Annotated in this window: 18 protein-coding genes and 1 tRNA gene; 2 read left to right on the top strand and 17 right to left on the bottom strand. The window is 45.2% G+C overall.

All coding sequences use genetic code 11. The features are described 5' to 3' along the window. Positions 1–14: 14 nt before the first annotated feature. A complete protein-coding gene (locus tag C233_RS0106280; RefSeq protein WP_018666739.1) occupies positions 15–2024 on the top strand; it encodes an alpha amylase C-terminal domain-containing protein in 2010 nt (669 codons plus the stop codon). 74 nt (positions 2025–2098) lie between these two features. On the opposite strand, the gene C233_RS0106285 is transcribed toward C233_RS0106280, so the two are convergent. The 6 genes from C233_RS0106285 to C233_RS0106310 form a co-directional block, all read right to left on the bottom strand. After that, the gene (locus C233_RS0106285; RefSeq protein WP_025068738.1) at positions 2099–2812 is read right to left on the bottom strand and encodes a tetratricopeptide repeat protein; all 714 of its coding nucleotides are present in this window, start codon (positions 2810–2812) and stop codon (positions 2099–2101) included. A gap of 298 nt (positions 2813–3110) precedes the next feature. Then, a tRNA-Arg gene (locus tag C233_RS0106290) sits at positions 3111–3184 on the bottom strand. 166 nt (positions 3185–3350) lie between these two features. Beyond that, the gene (locus C233_RS0106295) at positions 3351–3533 is read right to left on the bottom strand and encodes a hypothetical protein (protein WP_025068739.1); all 183 of its coding nucleotides are present in this window, start codon (positions 3531–3533) and stop codon (positions 3351–3353) included. Between the two features lie 314 nt (positions 3534–3847). After that, the gene (locus tag C233_RS0106300) at positions 3848–5305 is read right to left on the bottom strand and encodes an AbgT family transporter (protein WP_128081905.1); all 1458 of its coding nucleotides are present in this window, start codon (positions 5303–5305) and stop codon (positions 3848–3850) included. A gap of 19 nt (positions 5306–5324) precedes the next feature. Further along, positions 5325–6053: a DUF5932 domain-containing protein gene (locus C233_RS0106305; protein WP_018666743.1), complete on the bottom strand. Its 729-nt coding sequence runs from the start codon at positions 6051–6053 to the stop codon at positions 5325–5327. 73 nt (positions 6054–6126) lie between these two features. Further along, positions 6127–10455 (bottom strand): DUF5113 domain-containing protein, encoded by a 4329-nt coding sequence (locus C233_RS0106310; RefSeq protein ID WP_018666744.1) that lies wholly within the window; start codon positions 10453–10455, stop codon positions 6127–6129. A gap of 159 nt (positions 10456–10614) precedes the next feature. Here C233_RS0106310 and C233_RS0106315 point away from each other — a divergent pair, with 159 nt between their 5' ends. Further along, on the top strand, positions 10615–11553 hold the full coding sequence (locus C233_RS0106315; RefSeq protein WP_018666745.1) for a ribose-phosphate pyrophosphokinase: 939 nt from the start codon (positions 10615–10617) through the stop codon (positions 11551–11553). Positions 11554–11671: 118 nt separating this feature from the next. Here C233_RS0106315 and C233_RS0106320 read toward each other — a convergent pair whose 3' ends face one another. The 11 genes from C233_RS0106320 to asnB form a co-directional block, all read right to left on the bottom strand. Then, positions 11672–12829: an MORN repeat-containing protein gene (locus C233_RS0106320; RefSeq protein WP_018666746.1), complete on the bottom strand. Its 1158-nt coding sequence runs from the start codon at positions 12827–12829 to the stop codon at positions 11672–11674. A gap of 79 nt (positions 12830–12908) precedes the next feature. Continuing rightward, the gene (locus C233_RS0106325; protein WP_034777547.1) at positions 12909–14204 is read right to left on the bottom strand and encodes a M16 family metallopeptidase; all 1296 of its coding nucleotides are present in this window, start codon (positions 14202–14204) and stop codon (positions 12909–12911) included. Positions 14205–14215: 11 nt separating this feature from the next. After that, complete coding sequence (gene kdsB / locus C233_RS0106330) at positions 14216–14974, bottom strand: 3-deoxy-manno-octulosonate cytidylyltransferase (RefSeq protein WP_018666748.1); 759 nt, start codon at positions 14972–14974, stop codon at positions 14216–14218. A 44-nt stretch (positions 14975–15018) separates the two neighbouring features. Next, positions 15019–15402, bottom strand: coding sequence for a 2-amino-4-hydroxy-6-hydroxymethyldihydropteridine diphosphokinase (locus C233_RS0106335; protein WP_018666749.1), 384 nt, complete (start codon positions 15400–15402; stop codon positions 15019–15021). A gap of 70 nt (positions 15403–15472) precedes the next feature. Continuing rightward, positions 15473–17797: a transglycosylase domain-containing protein gene (locus C233_RS0106340; protein ID WP_018666750.1), complete on the bottom strand. Its 2325-nt coding sequence runs from the start codon at positions 17795–17797 to the stop codon at positions 15473–15475. Between the two features lie 184 nt (positions 17798–17981). Further along, entirely contained in the window at positions 17982–18677 is a 696-nt protein-coding gene (locus C233_RS0106345) for a tyrosine-protein phosphatase (RefSeq protein WP_018666751.1), read from the bottom strand. An 11-nt stretch (positions 18678–18688) separates the two neighbouring features. Beyond that, the gene (locus tag C233_RS0106350; protein ID WP_018666752.1) at positions 18689–21121 is read right to left on the bottom strand and encodes a GumC family protein; all 2433 of its coding nucleotides are present in this window, start codon (positions 21119–21121) and stop codon (positions 18689–18691) included. Positions 21122–21144: 23 nt separating this feature from the next. Next, positions 21145–21942 (bottom strand): polysaccharide biosynthesis/export family protein, encoded by a 798-nt coding sequence (locus C233_RS0106355; RefSeq protein ID WP_018666753.1) that lies wholly within the window; start codon positions 21940–21942, stop codon positions 21145–21147. A 38-nt stretch (positions 21943–21980) separates the two neighbouring features. Further along, positions 21981–23120 carry a non-hydrolyzing UDP-N-acetylglucosamine 2-epimerase gene (wecB, locus tag C233_RS0106360; protein WP_018666754.1) on the bottom strand — a complete coding sequence of 380 codons (1140 nt, stop codon included), beginning with the start codon at positions 23118–23120 and terminating at the stop codon, positions 21981–21983. Beyond that, a complete protein-coding gene (locus C233_RS0106365) occupies positions 23117–24220 on the bottom strand; it encodes a DUF354 domain-containing protein (RefSeq protein ID WP_018666755.1) in 1104 nt (367 codons plus the stop codon). Before C233_RS0106365 ends, wecB begins: the two co-directional genes overlap by 4 nt. Before the next feature lie 23 nt (positions 24221–24243). Further along, positions 24244–26091: an asparagine synthase (glutamine-hydrolyzing) gene (asnB, locus tag C233_RS0106370; protein WP_018666756.1), complete on the bottom strand. Its 1848-nt coding sequence runs from the start codon at positions 26089–26091 to the stop codon at positions 24244–24246. Position 26092: the final 1 nt, after the last annotated feature.

Raw genomic sequence — 26092 nt, forward strand, 5'->3', positions numbered from 1 at the left:
CAAACTAATTCTTTATGGAAACATTGAATTTGATTAAGAACGACCCCTGGCTGGAGCCGTATGCCGATGCCTTAACGGGACGCCATAAACATGCCGTTGAGAAAGAAGCGGAATTGACTAATAAAGGCAAGCAGACATTGTCGGATTTTGCATCCGGTTATCTTTACTTCGGCTTGCATCGTACCGACGACGGTTGGGTGTTCCGTGAATGGGCTCCCAACGCCACCCGGATTTTCCTGGTGGGAACGTTCAACGACTGGAAAGAGGAGAAAAAATACAGCCTGAAACGTAAGGCGAACGGGAATTGGGAAATAAAGCTTCCTGCCGATGCCATGAAGCACGGCGACTTGTATAAGTTAATGGTATATTGGGACGGCGGTTGCGGCGAACGTATTCCGGCGTGGGCGAACCGGGTTGTCCAGGATGAGCAAACCAAGATATTCAGTGCGCAGGTATGGTGGCCGGAGAAACCGTACAAGATGAAGAAGAAGGCTTTCAAGGCTTCTACCGACCCGTTGTTGATTTATGAATGCCACATCGGTATGGCACAGCAGGAGGAGAAGGTAGGCAGTTACAGGGAGTTCCAGGAAAAGATTCTTCCGCGCATTGCCGAGGACGGATATAACTGTATCCAGATTATGGCGATTCAGGAGCATCCTTATTACGGGAGTTTCGGGTATCATGTTTCCAGTTTTTTTGCAGCTTCTTCCCGTTTCGGCACTCCGGACGAGCTGAAAGAATTAATCGATACGGCACATAGCATGGGCATTGCCGTTATCATGGATATCGTCCATTCTCATGCTGTGAAGAACGAGGTCGAGGGTTTGGGTAACTTTGCCGGCGACCCGAATCAATATTTCTATCCGGGCGCCCGCCGCGAACATCCGGCATGGGATTCGCTCTGTTTCGATTACGGGAAGAACGAGGTAATTCATTTCTTGCTGTCTAACTGCAAGTATTGGCTGGAAGAGTATCGTTTCGACGGTTTCCGCTTCGACGGTGTAACTTCCATGTTGTATTACAGCCACGGTTTAGGCGAGGCATTCTGCAATTACAGCGATTATTTCAACGGCCACCAGGATGATAATGCCATTTGTTACCTGACGCTTGCCAACCGCCTGATTCACCAGGTCAACCCCAAGGCTATTACCATTGCCGAGGAGGTATCGGGAATGCCCGGATTGGCTGCGAAGTTCGAGGACGGAGGTTATGGCTTCGATTACCGCATGGCGATGAATATTCCCGATTACTGGATTAAGACTATCAAGGAAAAAATAGATGAGGACTGGAAGCCGTCCAGCATGTTCTGGGAAGTAACCAATCGCCGTCAGGATGAAAAGACGATATCTTATGCTGAAAGCCATGACCAGGCGTTGGTGGGCGACAAGACCGTTATCTTCCGTTTGATAGATGCCGATATGTACTGGCATATGCAGAAAGGAGACGAAAATTATGTCGTGCACCGCGGCATCGCTTTGCACAAGATGATACGTTTGCTTACGGCGACTACTATCAATGGCGGTTACCTGAATTTCATGGGTAATGAGTTCGGGCATCCGGAATGGATAGACTTCCCCCGCGAAGGCAATGGCTGGTCGTGCAAATATGCCCGTCGCCAATGGGACTTGGTGGATAACAAGAATTTAGCGTATCATTATTTGGGCGATTTCGATTGTGCCATGCTGAATGTTATCAAGAGCGTGAAGAATTTCCAGGCTACACCGGTTCAGGAGATATGGCATAACGACGGAGACCAGGTATTGGCATATATGCGTAAGGATTTGATATTTGTTTTCAATTTCAATCCGAAGCAATCCTTCACCGATTATGGTTTCCTGGTTCCTGCCGGCAGTTACGAGGTTATATTGAATACGGATAATCCGGATTATGGCGGTCATGGACTTACGGACGATACGATAAAGCATTTCACGCTTACAGACCCTCTGTACAAGAAGGAAAAGAAGGAATGGCTGAAACTTTATATCCCGGCACGTACAGCGGTTGTTTTGAGAAGGACTAAATAATACAGGCCGGTAACAAAAAAGAGAGGCGGGTATCGAATCGGTATCCGCCTCTCTTTTTTTGTATCTTCTTTTACTTATTGTAATTGAGAGTTGATGAAGTTCAACATTGTATTTGCGTTGTCTTTCATTTTCTTCTGAGCCGGTTTGTCAGCAGACAATAACGGAATCAGCTTGTCCAGATATTCCTTGGCTTGTTTGAATTCTTCTTTTGCCTTGTTTGCATCTGTTTTCAGCAGGGCTGCACCTTGGCTGTAATACAATGAACCTAAGCTATTAAGTGCATTTACATTGTTTGGCTGGATAGTAATTGCTTGTTTGAAAGCTTCTTCTGCAGCGCTGTTTTTCTTGGCTCTTTGTGCCAAAATACCTTGATTTACATAGTAGGTGGCATACAGCTTAGTCAATGTCTTATTTCCGGGAACTGCTTCCAGACCTTCTTTCAGGGTAGCGACATATTCATCATTTTTCTTCAAGTCTTTCAATGCGCCGGCTTTACCTATATAAGCATTAGCCAAATTATACTTTTTCTGTACGGCGATATCGAAGTATTTCAATGCATCGGCCGGTTTCTTGATTTTATCGGCACAAACACCGCAGTTATAGGCTATTACTGAGTCTTGATTGTTGGTCTGTGTCAGATAAGTACTGAATTTTGTAAATGCTTCCTGATAATTCTTAGCCTCGAGTGCGGCTTTACCTTCGTTCACTAACTGTGCAGGGTCAGCATTCTGCGCAAAGAAATTTGTAGCTGCACAACAAAGTGCAAGAGATAAGATTAATTTTTTCATATGCTTTTTAAGTTTTAAAATTGATATCTCAAAGTTAGCAGCCTGCGACGTAGAAGCAAAACCTTTTTACCTTTTTTGAGCTTTTTACGATAGTCGTAACAAATGTTATTTTACGTAAACGGAGAATCCGACAGGTAGATTATGACTGTACCTTCAGTCTGCTGCACAACCTTTTTACATTGCTTTCGACTTACTATTCTATGATTGGCAATCCGGAATTGTGCTGGCAAAAGAAGATACCTATAAAAACAAGAAAACCGCAAAAGCTTGTTAGTTAGCCATTTGCGGTTCTTTCTTGTGATTCCGTTGCGATTCGAACGCAAGACCCACGCCTTAGAAGGGCGTTGCTCTATCCAGCTGAGCTACGGAACCAGCCTTAATTGCGGTGCAAAGGTACGTTTTTTTATGAGAACTACAAATTTTATATTCAAAATATTTATTGCTTGTATTAAAACGGCAGTCTTCTATATAAAAAATAAATACTTGTATAACTGTGTTCCACTACTTTAGATTATGTGCAATATCTCTTCAAAAATAGTTATAATTGATAATAAGCGTCGTTAGCCATAATAATGGCATCTTCCAAAGTACCGCCGTTTTGCTCTACGAATGCTATGACAGCATCTATGAATTCGTTGAAAGAAGCAATATCCTCGCCTGCCATTCTTTCATTGTAGTCTTCTTCCGTAAAATCTAAATTTTCTATTAATTCTGTTTTCATCTTTGCTTCAATGGTTATTATAGTATTATTATTGAATACCTTTTTTTGCAAAAATAATATATCGCCATGACTTCTTAGCTATTATTTGCAAATAATATTTACCATTGAAATATATTATAATAAGACATGTTTTAGATGAACAACTCGAATTTAGAACTATAATACGCTTGTAAATCAGGTCTCAAGGCTTGTATCGGGAATGATTAGCGATTGTATGTGTTTTTCTAAACTATACCGTTCGACCGACATTAGGAAATTACAATAGCAATACAATTCTGCTTATAAAAAGGTAATTACAATATTATCCGGCTGCGTCATAACCCTAAAGGTAATTTACAGATATACCATAGTACGAACAATGCTGTCCAGGCTATAAGAATGACCGATGAATACATCCATGTGTGTTTAAGCAGCGAACCGTAAGTGGCCTGCCTGTCGTATTGCTGCATATAGGTCAGGACAAGCGGCATGTAAAACATGAAAGGAGTTATTGCATTCGTTGCGCTGTCGCCGATGCGATAAGCGCATTGCGTCATATCCGGAGAAATTCCCATACCAGCCAGTACCGGAATAAAAATGAAAGACATAAACGCCCATTTGGATGTGGAAGAAACCATGATAAGATTTACGAATGCGGTGAATAAGATGAACAATATCAATATCCACAAACTATCCAGGCGGGCAGAAGAAAGCATGTTCGCCCCCATTATCGCGATACATTTGTCTAACTGGGAATATTCGAAGCAGGCAAACATCTGCGAAGCGAAAAAGGCTATTACAAAATAAACGCCCAACAATTTCATCGGCTGAGCCAACCCCTCTATCACATCGCTGTCCGTACGATAACGTCCGGATGCAAATCCATACACCATTCCCATTAAGCCGATGCCCAGAGATAGCAGGAACAGGATACCTATGATAAAAGGCGAGCGTGCCAATCCTCCGTCGACACCCCTCAAAATTCCCCAGGAAGAAAAAGTAGCCCATAAAACAAGTACTGCATAAAGTCCCCCTACGATTACAGCTCCTGCCAAAGCCCTCTGCTCTTTACGGGATAACTGCTTGTAGCCACTGAAAACATCCTTTTCGTCATATTTGCCCAAGCCCGGCAACAGCTTTTTGCGGGTTATATAATAGATGATGAATATCAATAAAAAAGTGGATATGCAGAAAAAATAGTAGTTGCATAACGGACCGACCCGGCCGGACGGTACGTTTGTCAGGTCGGCAGCCTCCTGCGTTGTAGCGGCAAGCATAGGGTCGAGCGTACTCAATAGCACATTGGCACTATAACCGCACGATACCGATACATAGGCTGCTATAATTCCGCCTACCGGATGCAGGCCTACCGAATGGAACAATGTGGCGGCAATGGGCAGCAATATGATATACCCGGCATCTCCCACTACATTGGACAGCAATCCCACAACAACGACACCGAGCACGATACGCCACGGATTACGTTTCCGGTTCCGTACGCCTTTACGGATACACGCATCTATAAACCCGGAATGTTGGGCAACCCCGATTCCGAACATCGCTACGATAACCAATCCCAGCGGGGCAAATCCAGTAAAGTTCGTCACCACATGGCGCAGCAACCAGCGAATTCCCTCCGGGCTCAACAGGCTCTGTACACGTATCTCCTCTCCTGTCTGGGGCAGGTACACGCTCATACCGTAGACATCGAATATCCACGACAGAAAGATAACTCCCAGCGTCAGCAGGAAGAACATCGTTGCGGGATGGGGCATGCGCCATTTATTCCTCATAGCTACCTACTGTACGGCATTATTCATCGTCTGCCTCTAAGTTGTCGATGTCGAGAATACGCAGCTCGAGCGCACGTACCACGAGGCGCGTGGCATTCACTCCCATTCGCTCGGAAGCAGGGAAAAGGCGTCCCACCAAATCATTCTGCCGCTTCTCCAGAGACTTCACTCCGAACGGCATTCCTTTCAGGTTGGCAATCATCTCTTTTGTGTAGCCCAGGGCGAGGTGGCGAAGGAAACGTTCATCGTATTCGTCTATATCGTAGCTGATAACAGCTTCTTGCCGTTTCGCATCATTTTGAACGGAGGCTTTAAACCGTTCTACAATCTTTTCCAGTATCGGATAGTTGAAAACAAGTTTTTTCCCGTCCATAACGGCCTGTACATCCGTCTTTGTCAGCAGTTCTCCAGTTTTCAAAATAATGCCGTCAGCTCCTGCGTCGAGTACATCCACCCATAGCTTCTCATTCAATATCTCTCCGGTAAAAATCAGTACATGTACTCCCGGATAACGTTTGAATATATTGCGGCAAATATCCACACCGATAGTAGTAGACCCGCCCAACCCCAAGTCCAGTAAAACGAGGTCGGGAACGCCCGCTTCCATTAATGTCCAGAACTCCTGTTCGGTCATGGCAGTACCGATAACTTCCGCATCCGGTATCTCATGGCGGAAAATTTCTTCCGTTCCTTTCAGTTCCAGCTTTACGTCTTCTACAATGATGACTTTAAATTTCTTCGTTTCCATATTTTAAGTATGTCCTCTTTTTATGCTGTTGTTATTTCTTCAAAACGAATGAAAAGAGAGGAAATCGTTTCCCCTAACTTTTCCTTATATAACGGGGTAATGTGAAATATACGGCAAATCCTCCTTTCTCCGCTGGCTCCGCATTGATACGGCATCCCCTTCTTCCGGCAAATTCGTCATGGTCGCGGATAATCTGTTTGCATATCAGGTATTCCGTGCCGCGTAACTCCCCTTTCTCACCGGCCGTCATGCGTGCCAGGTTCGGATAAAATAACTGGTTCAGTTCCTCGCATGTTTTTTCCCGCCGTGTATCCGTAAAAAGAAAACGCACAAAATCACCCTCTACTGCACAGGTCAGGTAAATTTCTCCCGAAACAGGTACGGACAGAGCTTCATCTATCAAATTTTCCAACAGGAAACGCAATTGATTTACATCCCCTACGACCGATACGCCCGCTTCTTCCGTGCGGAATACGACGGATACGTTCCTTCCCCTGCACGCTTTGCGGAAATACCTCTCCGCAGCTTCCGACAACTCGGACACCGTAATCACCGTACGCTTGAAAGTTACCTCCTCCAACTGGCGGGATGCACACTGGCTCAAAATGGAGAATATTCCTTTGTAATATTCTATCAGTTCGCTGATAGCCGCCACCGTTTCCTGCTCTTCCATAGCTGTCAGCTCGCCGGAACGGAGCCTGCCGATAAGCTGCTTTATCCGGTTGGGATAATAAATCGTTTCGTGCTTGATAGTAGACAAACAATTATCGAGCACCATATTCTGGACATGCAGCAAACTATCCTCCCACGATGCCCGCCGCGCTTCGTCCTGGGCTGTTTCGATATCCCGGTATTTCGTTGCCAACTTTACCACCGCATTAAATATCACAATCGCTACATACCGGGCTATCAATTCCAGCAATAAACGGTGGGATTCCTGCTGCGCCTCACTCCTCACCAGGCACAACACCCCTATACACCGGCTGGAATTTCCGGCTTTCACAACGAGAGGCAACGCCTGCATTCCATTCTCCGCCAGATACTTCTGCTGCTCAAAGCAACGCTGCATAAAACCGACCCGTACGAACCTGTCTTCCTCCCTTTCTTCCAGCGGGTTAGAGGCATACTCCAGTTTGCGGGCGGCTTCGTTATAGACTGCTATGCCCAGCCGTTCTATGCTCAGCAACTCATTGACGGCATCGAATGCATTATCCGTAATTTGTTGCGGAATGTCGTTCAGCGCATCCTCCTCCCGTTGCAGCATCTCTCCGGTTTCGTTACCGGGTACAGGCATCACGGAGGCGGTAAACACCTGCTTGTTGATTTCCAATACCTGTTCCAGGTTCCAGCGGTTCACCAACCTTCTGCGGAAATACAAAATATAATATCCCAGGCATAAAGTAACCAGCAGGATGATAACCAGCAGGATACTCACCATTTTGTTATTGGTAGAGCGTTCCAGCTCGCGGCAGAACTCCTCCAACGATTGGTCTTCTCCTAACAATTTGTACAAAGTAGTATAAGCGCCGTTGTTGTAGCTGTAATCGTCCCACTGTTTCAGGGCAAGAAATGCCACGGCCGCTTCGTTCCGGATATCCAATATCACATGAAAATCAGAGTTGAACAATTCGTTCCACCAGTCCAGCTCGGCAGGCGTGTCATCACCCGTTAAAGTCATATAGCGGTGCGGTGCTTCGGCATACTCCCTATAATGTTCGTTCAGGCAAATCATAGCAGAGTCTATGTACTGCAACGCCATTGCATATTCGCCGTCCACGTTACAAAAATACGCTTCATTGGCATAATCGGAAGCCCTATCCAGCAGAAATTCGAATTCTTCCTGCCAAACCATTGCCAAAGAATCGGGAACCGCCTCCACCGGTATATCGCCGCCGGCAGTCCCGCTACAAGAAACCATGCCCAGGGACAACACGAGCAACACCCCCGTCAGTACCTTGCGTACACCTGCCGGTAACCTGAAGTAAAACCGGCTTCCCTGTCCCAAAGTACTCTCCACATCGAACAGGCATACATTGAAAAGCGCATTTGTTTTCTTGTACTTCTCGATGATACCCTTGCAATTCATCAGCCCGAACCCGCTGCCTTTGTTCTTCCGCAGTTCCTCCCGGTCGGGTGCATCATTCATGCCGATAGCTTTCGAATCATACACCTTTTCTCCTACGATATGAGCCACATCCTCCGGAGACAGGCCGCATCCGTTATCCTCCACGGATATTTCCACATAATTATCCCCTTTACGGGCATAGACTTTCACCTTTCCCCCTTTAGGGGTATATTTCCGCGCATTCTCTGCCAGAGTGTTTATCATAAAAAGGGTCAGCGCTTTATCCGCCTTCACGCAAACATCCGTAGGCTCCACTTCCAAATCCAATTGCTTCATCTCGAAAGCCCGGCTGCCCTTCCTCAACAGTTCGAAAAGCCCGTTCAGCTCGAAAGTTTCGATATTCAGGCTCAGCGTACCCTGCTTCATCTTAATCCATAAAGCCAGAATATCATTATACTCATTAATCGTGGTAACAAGCTCGTCGATATACAAATACTTCTCTCCTTTGATAGCTTCGTCATGGATATATCCCATATGCACGAGCTTATGCACCTCATTCAGAATACGGTCGATGTAGGGATGAATGCCGTTGACAATGGAAAGACACGCTTTTTTTATCAGGTTCTGCCGTTTGTTTCCGGCAATGTGCTGTTCGTGAATATACCGCTGCTTCTCCAGCCTGCGTTGCTCCTCGCCAAGAGAAACAGAGGTCATTCCATTATCCAGCGCCCATTGGATATACGGGTCGATTACCTGCGCCATAGCCTGCTCATCTTTCCCCATACGCTGTGCGAATACGAGCCTCCGTTCTTTTATATATACATCTTCTGTACCGAACAGGCTCTTTAGCGCAGGACGTACCACGGTCAGAATAGCTTCCGTTATCTCCTCCTCGCTCTGTGCATCGGCAGGAATAGATGCAGTTATCCCCTGGCAGATATCCAATATGGACTGCAAACGATACAGGTGTAATTTATTGCGTGCTTTCGAGCGTTTATTGAAAAACCAGAAGAACACCGATACCGCAACCAGCCCCGCCACCACAAAGAAAAGCAACAGGTTCAACTGCCCCGCCTCCTTCTCCAAAGCCTGATAGCGGCTTTCCAATTCCTTATCCTGGCGGGTATCTTCCAGAATATCCAGATATATGTTCCTGTTATAGTCAGAATACTCCTTCATCCCCAGTCCGGCATAAGTAACGCTCAACTGTTCGCGTATCCGTGAAATCCATTCGGGGACGGTTTTAAGTTTTTGCTGAATCCATGCCTTCTCCGCACAAATCGTATCGCGCCGGTCATAAGCTTTCAACCAATCCAGGCTGTCATGGCAGTCGTAAAACTGCCGGTGATGATTGTTTACACATTCCAGGGCGCGTGTCAGGGTATCGAGAGCCTGCCCGTACTCACCATGCGCATTCAGATATTTCCCGATAGAAACATAGGCGCCCGCAATCTGGTAAATATCATTGTATTGCCGGAACTTCTCCAACGCCAATTGCCCCAACCGCATGGGCAGCAAAGAGTCCACCGGTTCGCCGAACTGCTTCAAAGCATGCGAGCGCCGCCCCTGAAAGAATTCATAAGCATCCGGCGAAGCCATTAGGTTAGCCAATCCCTGCACGCCGTTTCCTTCAAAATACAGATACCCCTTTCTCGAAGCGAGCCTCCAGGTAGTATAAAGTTCGTCGAATTCCTTTAAACGGCGTTCGTCGGACGTTTCTCCCCCGCACAGGGAAGCCGAACCTTTTATATAGTGATAATACAATAACTGGTTGGTGTCCGCCGCCAGCTCCTCGTTCTCCGGAACTTCGTTTATGGAAGCCAAAGCCTCCGGACGCTGCTGCAAGTAATAATAATATATGGCAGATACGATATAGAACTCCGACCGGGCATAAGCCAGCCGCATCCGCTCGTGCTTGTCTGTAAAGAGATTATTATCCTCGGCGATACGCTTCATGCGGCGCAGGGCACTGTTACGGTAATCGTAAAATTCTTTGTTCAATGCCGTCCGCTGGTAAATCTTCATCAGGCCTACATCGGCGATAAGCAGTTCCAGTTCGTTCTTCGTCAGACCGTACACCTCCTGATGATACCTCTCCGCCTGCTCGAAGTCCATACGCATAAAAGCGCAGAAGCCCAAATTGTTGCAAGCCTCCGCCTTCCCTTGCCTGTAAAGCCCTACTTCCCGGTAAGCCCTCGAAGCGGCATAATCCGATGAGTCCAGATTCTTATAACGATACGCATATGCCGCCTGGTTCAAAGAATCTATCAGGTACACTTCCCTCGTAGGGGCAGTGCCTACACACGAAAAAAATGCCGTACCCGCCAGGCATAGCATTCCCACCGACAACCATATAGATGAAAGGCGTTTCACAAAGCAAAGCTACAAATAAATCCGGGAAAGAAAAATATTTTTTCTACAATAAGTCTTGTATTATGTAACGGGAAATTCCTACCTTTGCATGCAAATTAACAAATAGGTAACATCTATTACAAAATGAGCGAAAAAGCACCCTTTATGGTATTCTCGGGAACAAATTCGAGATACCTTGCAGAAAAAATCTGTGCCAGCCTTAATTGCCCTTTAGGAAAGATGAACATCACCCACTTCGCTGATGGTGAATTCGCTGTTTCTTATGAAGAGTCTATCCGTGGCGCAAACGTATTCCTGGTTCAATCCACTTTCCCCAATTCCGACAATTTAATGGAACTCCTGCTAATGGTCGATGCCGCCAAGAGAGCATCTGCCAAAAGCATAATCGCGGTTGTTCCTTATTTCGGTTGGGCACGCCAAGACAGAAAAGACAAACCCCGTGTTTCTATCGGCGCCAAACTGGTGGCCGACCTGCTTTCCGTTGCAGGCATCGACCGTTTGATTACTATGGACCTCCATGCCGACCAAATTCAAGGCTTCTTCAACATTCCGGTAGACCATCTGTATGCATCGGCGGTATTCCTTCCATATATCGAATCGTTAAAGTTAGAAGATTTGGTAATCGCAACTCCCGACGTAGGCGGTTCGAAGCGTGCCAGCACCTTCTCCAAATACCTCGGCGTACCTTTGGTACTGTGCAACAAGACACGCGAAAAAGCGAACGTGGTTGCCACCATGCAGATTATCGGAGATGTAAAAGACAAGAACGTCGTATTGGTAGATGATATTGTAGATACGGCGGGCACTATCACCAAGGCAGCCAACCTCATGCTGGACGCCGGTGCCAAATCCGTCCGCGCCATTGCCAGCCATTGCGTAATGTCCGACCCCGCATCTTTCCGCGTACAAGAATCCGGCCTGACCGAAATGGTATTTACAGACAGTATTCCTTATGCCAAGAAATGCGCTAAGGTAAAGCAGTTGAGCATTGCCGATATGTTTGCCGAGACTATCAAAAGAGTGATGAACAACGAATCGATAAGCTCCCAATACATTATCTGATTTCGCATTCAGGACAGAAATAAAAAAACAAAAAATAAAGGCTGCGCAATGTTCACCCGAACCGCGCAGCCTTTAATATTAATATTTAACTCTATATTTAACTCTTAGCCTCTTCCATTCAGTTACTCAGCCTCCCCATTTTATACGTTCCTTTCCGTATCACTCTTCCGAACTTATCCGTTTCCACGAACGGACCGTCTTTCTTGCCTTGCTTGAAAGAACCTTCGTAACGGTTTCCATTCTTATCTTCCTGTACTCCGTTGCCTTCTTCCAGGCCGTTTACAAAGCCTCCCTTATATTTCGTGCCGTCGGTAAGAATCAAGGTTCCCTGACCGTTGAACTTATTATCTTTCCATTCGCCCTCGTAAGAATCGCCCACGTTCCACTTGTAGATACCATAACCGTTGCGTTGGTTATTCTTCCATTCGCCGTCATATACAGCACCGCTGGCCCACGTAAACGTGCCGCGTCCGTCCTGCATACCGTTTTTGAAGTTTCCTACATATTTATTGCCGCTGGCATGATAATAAATGCCCTCGCCGGTACGCTCTCCCTGTACATAAGACCCCTCGTAGCGGTCGCCCGTATGGAAGAAGTAAATCCCCTTGCCGTGCTGCATATCCTCTTTCCAGTCGCCTACGTACTTATCGCCGTTGGCATACTCGAACGTACCCTTACCGTCGCGCACGTCGTTCTTCCAATTACCGTCGTATTTGGAACCGTCATTCCATACCAAAGTCCCCTCACCGTTTTTCTTGTCGTTTTTCCATGAGCCGATGTACCTGGAACCGTTCTTCCATGTATAAGTACCCTGGCCTTCCCGCTTGTCGTTCACCCAGTCGCCCTCGTACAAATCGCCGTTATAATAATACATAGTACCTTTGCCATGCTGGTAATCCTGATACCACATACCGTCGTACCGGTTATTATTCACGAAATAATAGATACCCCTGCCATGCTGCTGGTCTTGAAACCATTGTCCCTCGTACCTCTCGCCGTCGGTGAAAGTATAGACGCCGTAGCCCTCGCGCTTTCCTTTGACATACTCGCCCTCATAAGTAGCACCGTTCTTAAAAACCGTCTTTCCTTTACCGTTGGGTTTACGTCCCTTCATTTCACCGGTATATACGGAACCGTCCTTGAAAGTATGCGTCCCTATTTTTATCTCGGATGAAAAAGTCCCCTTTATTTTATCGAAGAAGCCGCTTTTCTCTTGGGCTGCGGCACTGCCCTGCGATAAGAATACCAGAATGATTGCAGTATATAGATATTTCATTTTCAATTACAAGTTACTTTATTAGGATTCGGACAAAGATACGATTTATCTCCCAAAACCACGGGACGCCCTCTGCTTTTTATGACATTTTTTTGCCGGCTATGACTTCTTTTAAATTCTCTTTGCACAAATGCTTTCCGGCGAGTTCGCGTATCTCTCCGGGCGTAATATCCTTGACCGCATTCAGTGCATCCTCGAAGTGCGAATCGCCGAAACCGGAAATCTGTACGAACATCCATGCATCCGCCAGCGAGAATGCCGACTCATAACTGCGGCACATCTCGCCCAGCATATAATTCTTCACCATAGCAAGCTCGTCCTCCGGCACTAATTCATTCTGCAGGCGGTCTATCTCATGATAAACCTCCCCGATAAGAGGCTCTGCGAACTCATTCGTCGTTTCCGTATTAATCACCAGCATCCCCTGCCCCGGGTACGGCACGATACCCGCTGCAATACCGTAAGTATATCCCTTCTCCTCACGGATATTGGACATCAAGCGGCTACCGAAATAACCTCCGAACAACGTTACCAGCACCCGCGCCTTCAAATAATCGGGATGACTGCGTTCCAGAGAGAGCATGCCCATACGCACTGCGCTTTGCATGGCATCCGCATATTCTACAAAAATCCGTTTGTTCGCTACCGAAGCCGGGGTAAACTCCCTCCTCTCCGGTTTACGGAACCCCTTGCCGAAAGCCTCCCTGCCGAAAGCCTCCTCTATCCGCCGGATACAATCATCGCTCACCTTTCCGGAAACGTACACCGTACAATTCTCCGAGTGGTAATGCCGGTCGTAGAACTCCCTCAATACGGCAGGATTTATCCGGTAATAATCCTCCTTTTGTACCAGACGTCCGCAAGGATGCTCCTCACCATACACAGCCTTCATCAAAGCCCGGTGTGCCAGAAAATCCACCTTGGATGAATTTACGATAAACTGCTGTATATTGTTATCCACTATGATACCCAGCTCCTTTTCGGGAAACACAGGCTCTTTCACGATAGATTCCAGAATTTCCAGTGTCTGCGGCAGGTATTTATTCAGAGAATAAAGAGTGATGTACGCATATTCCGATGCACTGGACAACTCCAACCACGCACCGTAATAATCCAGCTTCTCCGCTATTTCTGATGCACTGTACCGCAACGTACCCTCACGAAGCATACGGTTGGCAAACAACGCCTGCAACGGCTGCGACTGTTGCCAGCGCCCGCCCTCCATTAGCAGGTCGATACGCACCACCTCATTGTCGCCGGAATCAAGCACATTCAGAGGCACACCGTTGGGCATGACGGAACGCCGGGGCATCTGCACCGCCAAGTGCTCGATATCCCTGACCCTGGGTTGGATGCTCCTATCCAAAGACATCATCGGTTCGTTGCTCATCGGGCGTTCCGGGCTTGCAGGAAAAGTTCCGCACGTTCCAAATCCTGTGGCGTATCGATGCCTATCGTCTCCACTTCGGTGATACCCGCTTTAATGGTATAACCGTTCTCCAGCCAGCGCAGTTGCTCCAGCGATTCCGCCAGTTCCAGCGGAGACTGCGGAAGCGAGGTTATCTCTTTCAGCACCTCCACCCGGTAAGCATACAACCCGATGTGCTTGTAGTAAGTATGGTTTTGCAGCCACTCCCGTTTCTCCGCATTGCGCTGGTACGGAATAACAGAACGGCTGAAATAAAGCGCATTCATATTCTTGCTGAGCACCACTTTGGGCGAATTGACATTTTCCAACGCCTCGAAACCGTTCTCCGCGGTAAAAGGCTTTACCAGGGTAGCAATCTGCGTAGCCGGGTCGTCGAAACAAGCCTTCACGGTTTCCAACTGGGACGGCTGTATAAAAGGTTCATCCCCCTGGATATTCACCACCACATCGAAACCTTCCCCTATCTTGGTGCAAGCCTCGTAGCAACGGTCTGTACCGCTCTTATGATGCACGGACGTCATTACGACCTTTCCGCCGAAAGCCTTTACCGCCGCTTCGATGCGTTCGTCGTCGGTAGCTACATAAGCATCGTCCAAAACGCCGGTAACCTGTTCATATACCCGCTGAATAACGGTTTTTCCGCCCAATAAAGCCAAAGGTTTGGCAGGGAAACGCGTAGACGCGTAACGGGCGGGAATTATTCCCAAAAACTTCATATTATCAAAACTTAATTTACAACATCATTAGGAAAACGGCCAGCCTATCGCCCTGCCATTCCCTCCTCCAACTCCTCCAATCCGCGCACTACATAATCGCGCTTCAAGTCCTCCGGTTTATACACCTTTCCGTCGCACGACAACAGGTCGATATCCAGGCGTACAATCTCCCGTTTCTTTTCCTCGGGAGTCCTTCCGGCTTCCCGCTCTATATCTTTCAGGTGGAGCATAACCTCCCCCGCATCATAATCGGACATAAAACGCGCTACCTGATTGGCAAACAACGCCTGCCGCCGCAACAACAACGGCTTCGTATCCGCCTCCGCCGAAAAGCGGATATCCGGAAACAGTTCCGCCAGCCTCTTACGCGCCAGCGCCAGATTATCTCTCCGATGCTCATTACTGCCGATACAAATCGTGTAAACCATAACGGTATAATCAAAAAACAGAAAATCGAAACATAGGAAGGAAGAAACCCTAACTTCCTAATTCCCGGTTTTAATTGAATATATCATCCAGCCCCATGTCCGATGCCGGCTCCGTATCCTCCTCGTAGCTGTTGTCCTTACACGGGTCGAAGCCCTCGGGCAGCTCGAAAGTCTCGTTCTCGTCATACCCCAAAGACTTGTCGCCCAGTACTTTCACCATATATTTCGCCCAGATAGGCAATGCCATAGAAGCACCCTGCCCGTGGAGCATCGTATCGAAATGGATATCGCGGTCTTCGCCGCCCACCCAGCAGCCCGACACCAGCGAAGGCGTAAAGCCCATGAACCAGCCGTCGGAGTTGAAGTTCGTCGTACCGGTCTTACCGCCCATATCGGCCTTTACACCCAGACGGCGCACCCGTCCGCCCGTACCTTCATTGATTACGGCACGCAACATCACCAGCATCTTATAAGCACTCGATGCACTGATTACCTCCTGCATCTCCGGCGAGAACGTAGCCAGCACATTGCCGTCGTTATCCTCGATGCGGGTTACGAACAGAGGCGCTACGCGAATACCCTTGTTGGGGAATGCCGTATATGCACTCACCATTTCGCCCACCGAGATTTCGCAAGGACCGAGACAGAGAGACACGGAAGGCACAATATCGCGGTTGCGTACACCGAAACTGTGCACCAGCCGTTTCAGCTCGTACGGGTTCAACTTACTCATCAGATACGCCGTAATCCAGTTGTCCGAATTAGCCAGCCCCCACTTCACCGTCACCATTTCGCCGTAACGCTTATTGTTGGCATTACGCGGCGTCCAGGGTTTTCCGTTTTCGTCAATCAGCGTATATTCCACATGACGCGCCTGGTCGCAGGGCGAGAAACCGTTCTCCATGGCAAGCGAATACACATAAGGTTTCATGGTAGAACCGATTTGGCGGCGTCCCACCATTGCCATGTCATATTTGAAATAATGATGATTAGGTCCGCCTACATACGCCTTTACATGGCCGTTCCGCGGGTCCATAGACATAAATCCCGCACGCAGGAAGAATTTGTAATAACGTATGGAATCCATTGGAGTCATAATCGTATCCTTCTCTCCGCTCCAACTGAAAACGGACATCTCCTCGGGCGTGTCGAACGCCTTCTTTATCTCGGCCTCGGAAGCCCCCGCCCTCTTCATGATGCGGTAGCGGTCGGACAACCTCATGGCACGTCCCAGGATTTCGTCCACCTGCTCCTGCGTCAGGCGGAAAGTATAAGGCGCTTTCTTCGCCCCCTTTTTCTCTTTGAAGAAATACCCCTGCAACTCCTTCAGATGCTCGGTCACGGCATCCTCGGCATACTTCTGCATACGGGAGTCGATAGTCGTATAGATTTTCAGCCCGTCCGTATAAAGATTGTACTTGCTTCCGTCCTTCTTCGTATTCTTCTCGCACCAGCCGAACAGCGGGTTATTCTCCCAGTCGAGCGAATCCTCGTAATATTTCTGCATCTGCCAGCCGCGGTAATCCGATTTATCGGGCTTCTTGGCATTCAGCACGCCACGCAGGTACTCGCGGAAATAAGTCGCCAACCCCTCGTTATGGTCTACACGGTGGTACGACAATTCCAGAGGCAAAGCCTGCAACGAGTCGCGCTCCTCTACGGTAATATATCCCGCCTTGCGCATCTGGTCGAGCACCACATTACGGCGCCCGCGCGAACGCTCGTTATAACGTACCGGGTTGTAAAGGGAAGGATTCTTGCACATACCCACCAAAGTGGCCGCCTCCTCTATCTTCAAGTCCTTCGGTTCGCAACCGAAATAAGTATAAGCAGCCGTCTTTATGCCCACCGCATTGTTCAGAAAGTCGAATTTGTTAAGATACATCGTCAGAATCTCCTCTTTGGTGTAGTACCGTTCCAGCTTCACGGCAATCACCCACTCGATAGGCTTCTGGAACAAACGTTCCATGATATTATCGGCACTCGGCGAGTAGAGCTGCTTGGAAAGCTGCTGGCTAATCGTGCTTCCCCCGCCGGCATTCTTCTGCATCAGTATCCCCCGCTTCACCACGGCACGGAACAAGGCAATGGCGTCGATACCCGAATGTTCGGCAAACCGTACATCCTCCGTAGCAATCAGCGCATTGATAATATAGGGAGACAGCTCGTTATATCCTACGAACACACGGTTCTCCTTGCTGTAAGAGTAAGTACCCAGCACCTTTCCGTCTTCCGAGAATATTTCCGTTGCAAATTTGTAATTCGGGTTTTCCAGGTCTTCCACAGGAGGCATATAGCCAATCCAACCTTTTGCTATCGAGAAGAAAATAATAACGCATGCCAGTGCTATCAGTGCTATGAAAATCCAAAGGACTTTTACGACTTTCTTTATCATGTTCCGGTTTCTATGAATTCGTTGTTGCAATATTCAATAACGGGGCAAAGATACGGAAATATATCAGAACTACTCTCACAAATTTAATAGAAAACTCTAAATACTCCCAAAACGGCAGAAGCCCCGGAATCCTGCTGCGACACAGGCTCCCGGGGCTTCCCTAATTCATTGTGAGCTTTGAGGTTCAGCGGAGAGATGTTATTTCCCTTGCCAGCCTATCCGCCAGCCTCACATTCCCTATCCATTTCCTGAAAGTTTCCAGGTTATGCAAATCCGTCCCTACCATATCGTACATACCTTTTTCCAGTAAGGATTCAGCATTTTTCATCACCTGTTTTCCATAATAACCGGCGAGCGAAAGCAAGTTCAACTGCAACAGGCAATCCTTGTTCTTCAGCTCGCGATAATCGCCGTACCTCATATAAAGATAACGTTCGGGATGTGCAATCACCGGCGTATATCCGGCGAGCGACACATTATACAACAACTCATCCAGGTTGTTGGGAGGAGAAAAATAAGACGTCTCCACCAACACGCAATCCCCGTACAAAGGCTGCAAACCCCTCTCCAACCTCTCCTGGAAACCGGAATCCAGCATATATTCAGCCCCCAGCTCGAGCACGATTTCTCCGGAATAACGCCTGCGCAACGTATCGAAAGCCTGCAACACATCCTCCCAATGCTCCACGCCGTTCATCACATGAGGCGTCAGCCTCACCTTCTTCACCTCGAGCGAGCCGAAGTGCGCCAACACCTCCAAAGACTCCTCTATCGTCTTTATGCCGTCGTCCACCCCCGGAAGGATATGGCTGTGGCTATCCACGAAACCCTTGAAAAAGCCGGTATCCGCCAGCCGCTTTTTATGCCGTAAGAAAAACATACACTTATCGTTTAAATCCCGAATATCCTTTTGTACAGCGGCTTCTTGTTCTTCCGCTCCTCATCGTTCCCGTAATTGCCGTAACCATACCCGTAACCGTAGCCATATCCATAGCCCGTCTTTACATAATCTATCCCGTTCAGCAAGATACTCATATTCTTCATCTTTCCCGAATCATACAGCTCCTGCAATTCCGGTAACATCCGTTTGTCGAACAAGCCCGAACGCACCACATAAATCGTCTGGTCTGCCAGCCGTCCGCATAGCTGTGTATCCACCACTACGCCATAAGGCGGATTATCCAACAGGATATAATCATAACTCTTTTTCAGCTCCTCTATCAACCGGTCGAGCCTGCCGCTTTTCAGCAATTCCGCAGGATTGGGCGGCAACGCTCCCGAGGTAATGATGTGCAGCCGGCTATCTTCCCCGCAAACCTGTACCAATTCTTTCACATCATCCACCTTACCGCTCAGGTAGTTCGATATACCGGTCTTTTTCATTCCTATGCCGACACACTTGCTCAAAGAACCTTTCCGCAAGTCCAGGTCGAGAATTACCACCCTTACATTAGCCAACGCCATACTCATAGCCAGGTTCAGCGTGATAAAGGTCTTTCCCGAATCGGGATTGGCAGAAGTTACCAGCACCACCTTTCCTGCCGTTTTCTTCTCCGTATCCATAAAGTCCAGGTTATCGCGTACTATCTTGAACGCCTCGCAGATACTCTCCCTGCTGCCCTCCTGCACTACGATATCCTTCTCGTGTTTGTTCTTCTCGAGCGGCACTTCACCCAGGAAAGGAATGTTCACACCCGTTTTCAGTTCCTTCTTCGTATGCACGCTGGTATTGAGCAGCGAACGGATATAAATCCACAGGGCGGGCAGCATGATTCCCGCCAGCAAAGAAATCAATATCACCTGCGCCTTCTTGGGAGCGACCGGCAAGTCCACCCCTTCCGCCGGGTCTATGATGCGGCAATTACTCTCCGTAATAGAAAGTTGGAGCTCATTCTCCTCCTTCTTGTTCAGCAGGAACAAATACAACTCCTCCTTTATCTTCTGTTGCCGCTCGATGCTTACCACATATTTCAGTTGGGTAGGCACGAACGCTATTTTATCGCTATTCTCGCGCTCCTTGTTCTTCATATTGGCCGCCTGTATCTCCAGGCTCGCTATCAGGTTGTCCACAGCCTTCGCGATAGACAGACGCATGGACATCAGCGTACCGTTCAAGTCCCGCACGAGCGGGTTGCCCTCACTGCTGTTGGCTATCAGCTTATTCCTCCGCGTCAACACCGTATTATACTCCATAATCAGGTTCTGCACCCCCATATCGTCTATCCCGATACTGGCAGGAATAGGGTCTGTCGTTTTCGAGTTATCCTGCAAATACTCCTTCATGTACTGCGCCATGTTCAGTTGGTTTTCCACGCTCAACCCTTCCGTGTCCAGCATGCTCGAACTTTGCAGGTACAAGGCACTTTCCGAGGCAATATCCGTCAGTTTATTCTTTTTCTTATAATTCTCTATTTCCGCATCCACGGTAGCCAAGTCAGCTTCTATGATTTCCAACCTATCGTTTATGAATTTGGCAGTATTTATCACAATCCTGTTTTTGTCCTCGATAGCGTCGTTCTTATAAACCTCAATCAGCGTATTCAGCAAATCCTCCGCCCGCTGCACATTCTCGTCCTCTATGCTCAGGGATATCAATGACGACTGCTCACTTGTTACTTCTACATCCAAAGCATTATTGTATTCATCTGAAATGCTCTTCAAATTTCCTTTTGTTACATATACTCTTTTGTCGATGTAACTCTCATTTGTAAACAATGTAGTTGCTACCATAATTTTTCCTACCGGGGTATTTACTGTATCACCTGGTTGTACAATCAAGTTTTCTTTAAATTCCTTTTTAGTCAAATCATCATGTACAATCATGTTTGATAAAGTTACTTTCCCGTTATCCAACATTGTAATGGTAAGACTTATTTTCTGTGTTGGCACTGCATCGAAAAAAGTAACAGTAAACGGTGTAGATGTATAAAGTTCCTTCTTTCTCAACCCATCCCACTCTTTATAACTTACATCCAAACACAATCTTTTGGCAACTAACCGCATTAACCGTTTACTTTTAAAAATTCCAACTTCATTGTCTATTGTACTACTGCCCAAAGAGAATAAATTCTGAAAAGCTGTCGTTCCATTAATTCCTCCACCCTTATTTTCATCTTTTACCAATACTATTGCGGTGCGTAGAAACATTTTCGGGGAACTTTTCAGATACAGAAAACCTATCAAGACACACACCACCACGGACAAGATGAACCATTTCCGGTTGCGATACACCGCCGACAACATATCGGCAATCACCGTGCTCTCCTGCTGGCGGCTGTCATTAAAATCTATGAAGTCCAAATCTTCAAACCTATCTTTTCCCATAAACTTTTTTCTTTACTGTTTTTTTATTTGAATATAAGCACTGCCAAGGATACCATTACCGATAGAATAGAAGCGAACGTGCCTATGGTTCTGTTCTGGTTAATCTCCCGTTGCCCCGCCTTTACCTTATTGGGTTCTACATACACTACATCATTCTGTTGCAGGTAATAATAAGGAGAGGATAATAAATCTTTATTTCGCAAATCCAGCGAAGCCACTACCCGTTCTCCGTTTTCCTCCCGGATAACCTTTACGTTTTCGCGCTGCCCGTAAACGGTCAAGTCGCCTGCAAGGCTCAATGCGTCCAGCAAGGTAATGCGGTCGCTGGTAATCTCGAATGTACCCGGCCGGTTCACTTCTCCCAATACCGACACTTTGAAGTTCAGGAATTGAATGGTTACGATAGGGTCTTTCATCAGCCCCTTTTCTATCAATTGGTTTTTGATATATTTTGTCAATTCGGTACGTGTCATCCCTTGTACCCTGATAACTCCCAACTGCGGGAAGTCGATGTACCCCTCTTTATCCACCAGATAGCCCAGTACTCTATTCTGTCCTCCTGCATATCCGGTATTGCTGTTGGCAATCTGGTAACTCACCATTGGCAAGTTGAACATCTGTGCCAGTTCGGGGTCTTTGCTGTTCACCATGATAGAAAGCAAATCATCCGGATGAATCTTAAGGTCATAATCCTGTGTTATCTTTTGCCGATAGTCATCCGGCACATCTTGCAGGTACGAAATCTGTTTTTGAGACGCACAGCCTGCCAGGACACATAGCACGAAGGCTATACATCCCCACTTCTTCATGTTCTTTACCATATTAATTGTTCTCTATTTTATTGTGAGAAATGTTGAATTTAATAAGCTATTATCTTATCGAGAATAATATTTGCAGCTTTCGAGTTACCGAATAATTGAGGAAAAGTCATATTACCAACAGACAACACTTTGTATGCATCTATGATTCTGTCAAAATCTGTATCCGTAATTATACCGGCATTATTTTCCACGATTTCCACCCATTCGGTTTCCGACCTAAGAATTATACAAGGTTTTTCATAAAAGAAAGCCTCTTTTTGAACTCCCCCCGAATCGGTCATAATCAATTTTGCATTCTTTTCCAAACTAATCATATCAAGGAATGAAACCGGTGGCAAAATAAGAATTCGAACCGATTGTTTCACTTTATCTATTAATTCAGCATCAAGATTTTTTTCCAGTAATTTAGCCGTCCGCGGGTGCAATGGAATAACTATCTTTATCCGATATTCATTTGCAATATAATACAACGCCTTGAATATATCCGTTAAACGTTCTTTACTATCCGTATTATAATCCCGATGAATCGTCGCCAATACAAAACTATCGGTTTGCAAACCATACTCTCGTAGTATATTACTCTTTTTATCAGCTATTGCCGCAAAATACATACTGTTATCATACATCACATCACCGCTATTATACACTTGCCGATACTTGTTTCCATGGAATATAGCCGGAGTAATTTCGAATCCTTCATTCTTCAAATTTGCAACTGCCGTATTTGTCGGTGCAAATAAAATGGAAGATAATTGGTCACAAACAATTCTGTTTATTTCTTCCGGCATGTCCATATTAAATGAACGTAATCCTGCTTCAATATGAAATATCGGAACATGAAGCTTAGAAGCGGCAATCGCACCGGCAAGTGTAGAGTTCGTATCACCATATAAAACCACCCCGTCAAAATGTTCCGACAAAAGTATTTCTTCTATACCGGCTATCATTTTTGCAGTTTGTTCTCCATGTTTCCCGGAACCTACATTCAAGTTATAATCAGGTTTTGGAATACATAATTCTTCAAAAAACACCTGAGACATATTCATATCATAATGTTGTCCGGTATGAAGAATTACTTCTTTTATTCTATCGGAGTAATTATTTCGGATAGCACGCGACAAGGCCGCAGCTTTTATTATTTGAGGGCGTGCACCGATTACGGTTAATATCTTTTTCATTTAAATATAAATTGATAATCCGGATTTTCTTCCATTATCGTCTTACTATGAGGATAGTTCGTAATAAACCAAACAAAAAAGGCTGTTACATCAATCTTTTCGTCCAACATTTTTTCACGACGTTCCAAAAATTTCTCACGGAGGTTTACATCAGAAAGAAAACTATTCACTCTATCTATAAGCTTTTCTGGTTCAGTTGTCTTAATACCATAGGTCAAACCATATTTATGTTCTAATTCCTCTAACACGCTTATCCTACCTGAGAAATCACTGAATCTTAATGAAGGAACGCCTAACATCGCTGCTTCTACCGACATACTCTGGCTATCAGAAACCAATAAAGATGCATAATTTATTACATGATGAATATCAGTATGTTTTATTTTAAGTTGGTATGCTTTTAATTGTTCATCTAATTCAGATTCCGAACTGATATATACTCTATATCCATATGTTTCTGCATTGCGGATAATACTTAAGACCAAGTTCACGTTGAGCCCTTGGATACCTACATCATGAAACGCTGTAAGTTGTGCCAGTCTTACAATACAGTATTTATCATCTGGAATATATTTTTCTACCACCTTCTTATCAGGCACAAAATAGTTAGGATGCAAATAAGCTAATTTCATATATCCATGATAACCAACTTTTTTATTTTCCCATTTTCCAACCCTGCATACCATTGGAACAACAATACTATCAGAAAAGGGGAAAGTGATTTTCGCCATTTTTGCAATAATATCAATATCATCCTCCAACACAGTAACACCTGCAATGTGTAACAAACAAGAAGCTTGCGCAACAGAAGCATCAGTACCCAAAATTATATTAGCCTTACACTGCCGCGCTATTCTAAAAACTTGAAACGTACGTGCCAATGATGCTTTGGCTATCGAAAAAATATTATTTTTACGAACATTTTTCTGGATATTTATATAATCTAACCCTGCTTCTTGAACAAGTTGTTCAAGAATATCTTTTGTTTTCAACAAAAGTTTTACACAATATCCTTTTTTTTGAAGTTCTTTTATTATGTATTTGAAAAAATGAAATTGGGCTGGATGCCCAAGGTAAATTACAATATTTTTATTTTTCATCGATAAAATATAGATTATTGGTACTATTCCATTTTTTTATCATCAATAAACTCTCTAAACCATAATTCCAAATGAATCCATTTCCATATTTCTTTAGAAATACTGATTTTCCCTTCTAAATGATTCCGATATAGTTCATGAACTTTTTGTACATCAAAATAACCTCTATCCCCGAATGATTCACTATCTATTATTGCTCTAATGTATTTTTGAAATATCGGAGTCCTAAACCATTCGTCCTGAGGAGTCTCAAATCCCACTTTATCCATCCGAGTCCTTATTTTTTCCGGCAATATTCCTTGCATTGCTTTTCGCAGTATATTCTTAGTCACACCATTACTTATTTTTTCAGAAGTTTTTGTTGCCAAAGTTCTCTCTACCAATCGGTAATCTAAAAATGGGACTCTTGATTCTATAGAATTTGCCATAGAATTACGGTCATCCCATTTTAAAAGATGTTCTAGCTTATACTCAAAATGATCTAACAATGCATCATTTAAGGAAGAAGAACCATATAAATTACCTGCAATACTATTCCGCCTTGAATACTGTCTGATAAATTCCTTTCTCATATAACCATATTCATTAGCACGAACCGAAGTTCTTAAATATTTCGGAAGAAGAAAATACAAAAATGTTTTATAAGCGTAAATAGAATGATGTATTCCCCAATAGGCTCTCATTTCATCTATAAGTGTGCCAAACCTACCCGAACAGAATAAATCTTTGAAGTAAAAGCCATAGAAGTAATGATATCCTGCTAATTCTTCATCAGCACCTTGCCCATCCAATGTTACTACTACATTTCCTTTTGCTGCTTGCATAACCTTGTATTGGGCATAAGGTCCCAAAGACGGGATAGGCTCAGCATGAATACGCACATAATCAGGAATATCCTGTAATAGGCTTTCTGCTGTAGGATGTGTAAAAAACATTTTTTTCAATATGTTCTTATATTCATTAATGTATTCAGATTCATCTCCTCTGTCCCCTTTTTTATATACAGCTGAAAAAGTATTCAAATCCTTCTTTCCATATTCTTTTACTACCACAGATGTTATTGATGAAGAATCCAATCCACCACTCAGGCACACTCCAATAGGTACATCACTTCTCAATCTTAGCTCAATGGATGATTTCAAGCACATTTTATATTCATATTCGTCGCAAAATGGTACTGCCAATTTTACACGTTCACGTAAATCATACCACTTTTCAGTCTTGAATTCACCATTTTTGATAGTAAAAAAATATCCATGTTGCAATCTTTTTATTTCTTCAAAAAAAGTATTTTTTGTTTGGTCTGTTCTATTAAATGTCAGATAATCAAAAACTATTTGGTTATTAGGACATGGAATAACACATTTTGTTTCCAGAATAGAAGGTATTTCAGAAGCAAATATAAATTGCCGGCTATCGCAATAATAATAGAAAGGTTTAATACCATAACGATCTCTTGCACCAAAAATAATGTCAGCTTCTTTATCATAAATAACGAATGCAAACATTCCGTTTAATTTATCCAGACAATCCCTTCCCCAATAAATATAAGATTTCAATAAAACTTCTGTGTCTGTTTGAGTTGTAAAGACAAACCCTTTTGTTTCCAATTCTTTTCTAAGTTCGATATAATTATAAATTTCCCCATTAAAAACAATTGTGAAACGTCCATTCTCCCCCTGGAAAGGTTGGTGACCAGCTTTGCTCAAATCAATAATACTTAAACGAACAAATCCAAATCCGATGTTCTTAAAGATAAAAGTCCCATCATCATCTGGACCGCGATATTTCATCTTTCGCATCATCGAATGTAAAGTTCGTTCCTGAACCAATTCACCGTCCAATTTTATAATGCCACAAATGCCACACATA

The sequence above is a fragment of the Bacteroides gallinarum DSM 18171 = JCM 13658 genome (genome assembly GCF_000374365.1).
In the GTDB taxonomy this organism is placed as follows: domain Bacteria; phylum Bacteroidota; class Bacteroidia; order Bacteroidales; family Bacteroidaceae; genus Bacteroides; species Bacteroides gallinarum.

Bases quoted from the DNA above. Each gene is read 5' to 3' on its own strand.
- asnB (WP_018666756.1), bottom strand. From the start codon at position 26,091: ATGTGTGGCATTTGTGGCATTATAAAATTGGACGGTGAATTGGTTCAG.
- C233_RS0106295 (WP_025068739.1), bottom strand. From the start codon at position 3,533: ATGAAAACAGAATTAATAGAAAATTTAGATTTTACGGAAGAAGACTAC.
- C233_RS0106280 (WP_018666739.1), top strand. From the start codon at position 15: ATGGAAACATTGAATTTGATTAAGAACGACCCCTGGCTGGAGCCGTAT.
- C233_RS0106315 (WP_018666745.1), top strand. From the start codon at position 10,615: ATGAGCGAAAAAGCACCCTTTATGGTATTCTCGGGAACAAATTCGAGA.
- C233_RS0106310 (WP_018666744.1), bottom strand. From the start codon at position 10,455: ATGCTATGCCTGGCGGGTACGGCATTTTTTTCGTGTGTAGGCACTGCC.
- C233_RS0106355 (WP_018666753.1), bottom strand. From the start codon at position 21,942: ATGGTAAAGAACATGAAGAAGTGGGGATGTATAGCCTTCGTGCTATGT.
- kdsB (WP_018666748.1), bottom strand. From the start codon at position 14,974: ATGAAGTTTTTGGGAATAATTCCCGCCCGTTACGCGTCTACGCGTTTC.
- C233_RS0106325 (WP_034777547.1), bottom strand. From the start codon at position 14,204: ATGATGTCTTTGGATAGGAGCATCCAACCCAGGGTCAGGGATATCGAG.
- C233_RS0106350 (WP_018666752.1), bottom strand. From the start codon at position 21,121: ATGGGAAAAGATAGGTTTGAAGATTTGGACTTCATAGATTTTAATGAC.
- C233_RS0106335 (WP_018666749.1), bottom strand. From the start codon at position 15,402: ATGGTTTACACGATTTGTATCGGCAGTAATGAGCATCGGAGAGATAAT.
- C233_RS0106320 (WP_018666746.1), bottom strand. From the start codon at position 12,829: ATGAAATATCTATATACTGCAATCATTCTGGTATTCTTATCGCAGGGC.
- C233_RS0106345 (WP_018666751.1), bottom strand. From the start codon at position 18,677: ATGTTTTTCTTACGGCATAAAAAGCGGCTGGCGGATACCGGCTTTTTC.
- C233_RS0106305 (WP_018666743.1), bottom strand. From the start codon at position 6,053: ATGGAAACGAAGAAATTTAAAGTCATCATTGTAGAAGACGTAAAGCTG.
- C233_RS0106300 (WP_128081905.1), bottom strand. From the start codon at position 5,305: ATGAGGAATAAATGGCGCATGCCCCATCCCGCAACGATGTTCTTCCTG.
- C233_RS0106285 (WP_025068738.1), bottom strand. From the start codon at position 2,812: ATGAAAAAATTAATCTTATCTCTTGCACTTTGTTGTGCAGCTACAAAT.
- C233_RS0106365 (WP_018666755.1), bottom strand. From the start codon at position 24,220: ATGAAAAATAAAAATATTGTAATTTACCTTGGGCATCCAGCCCAATTT.
- C233_RS0106340 (WP_018666750.1), bottom strand. From the start codon at position 17,797: ATGATAAAGAAAGTCGTAAAAGTCCTTTGGATTTTCATAGCACTGATA.
- wecB (WP_018666754.1), bottom strand. From the start codon at position 23,120: ATGAAAAAGATATTAACCGTAATCGGTGCACGCCCTCAAATAATAAAA.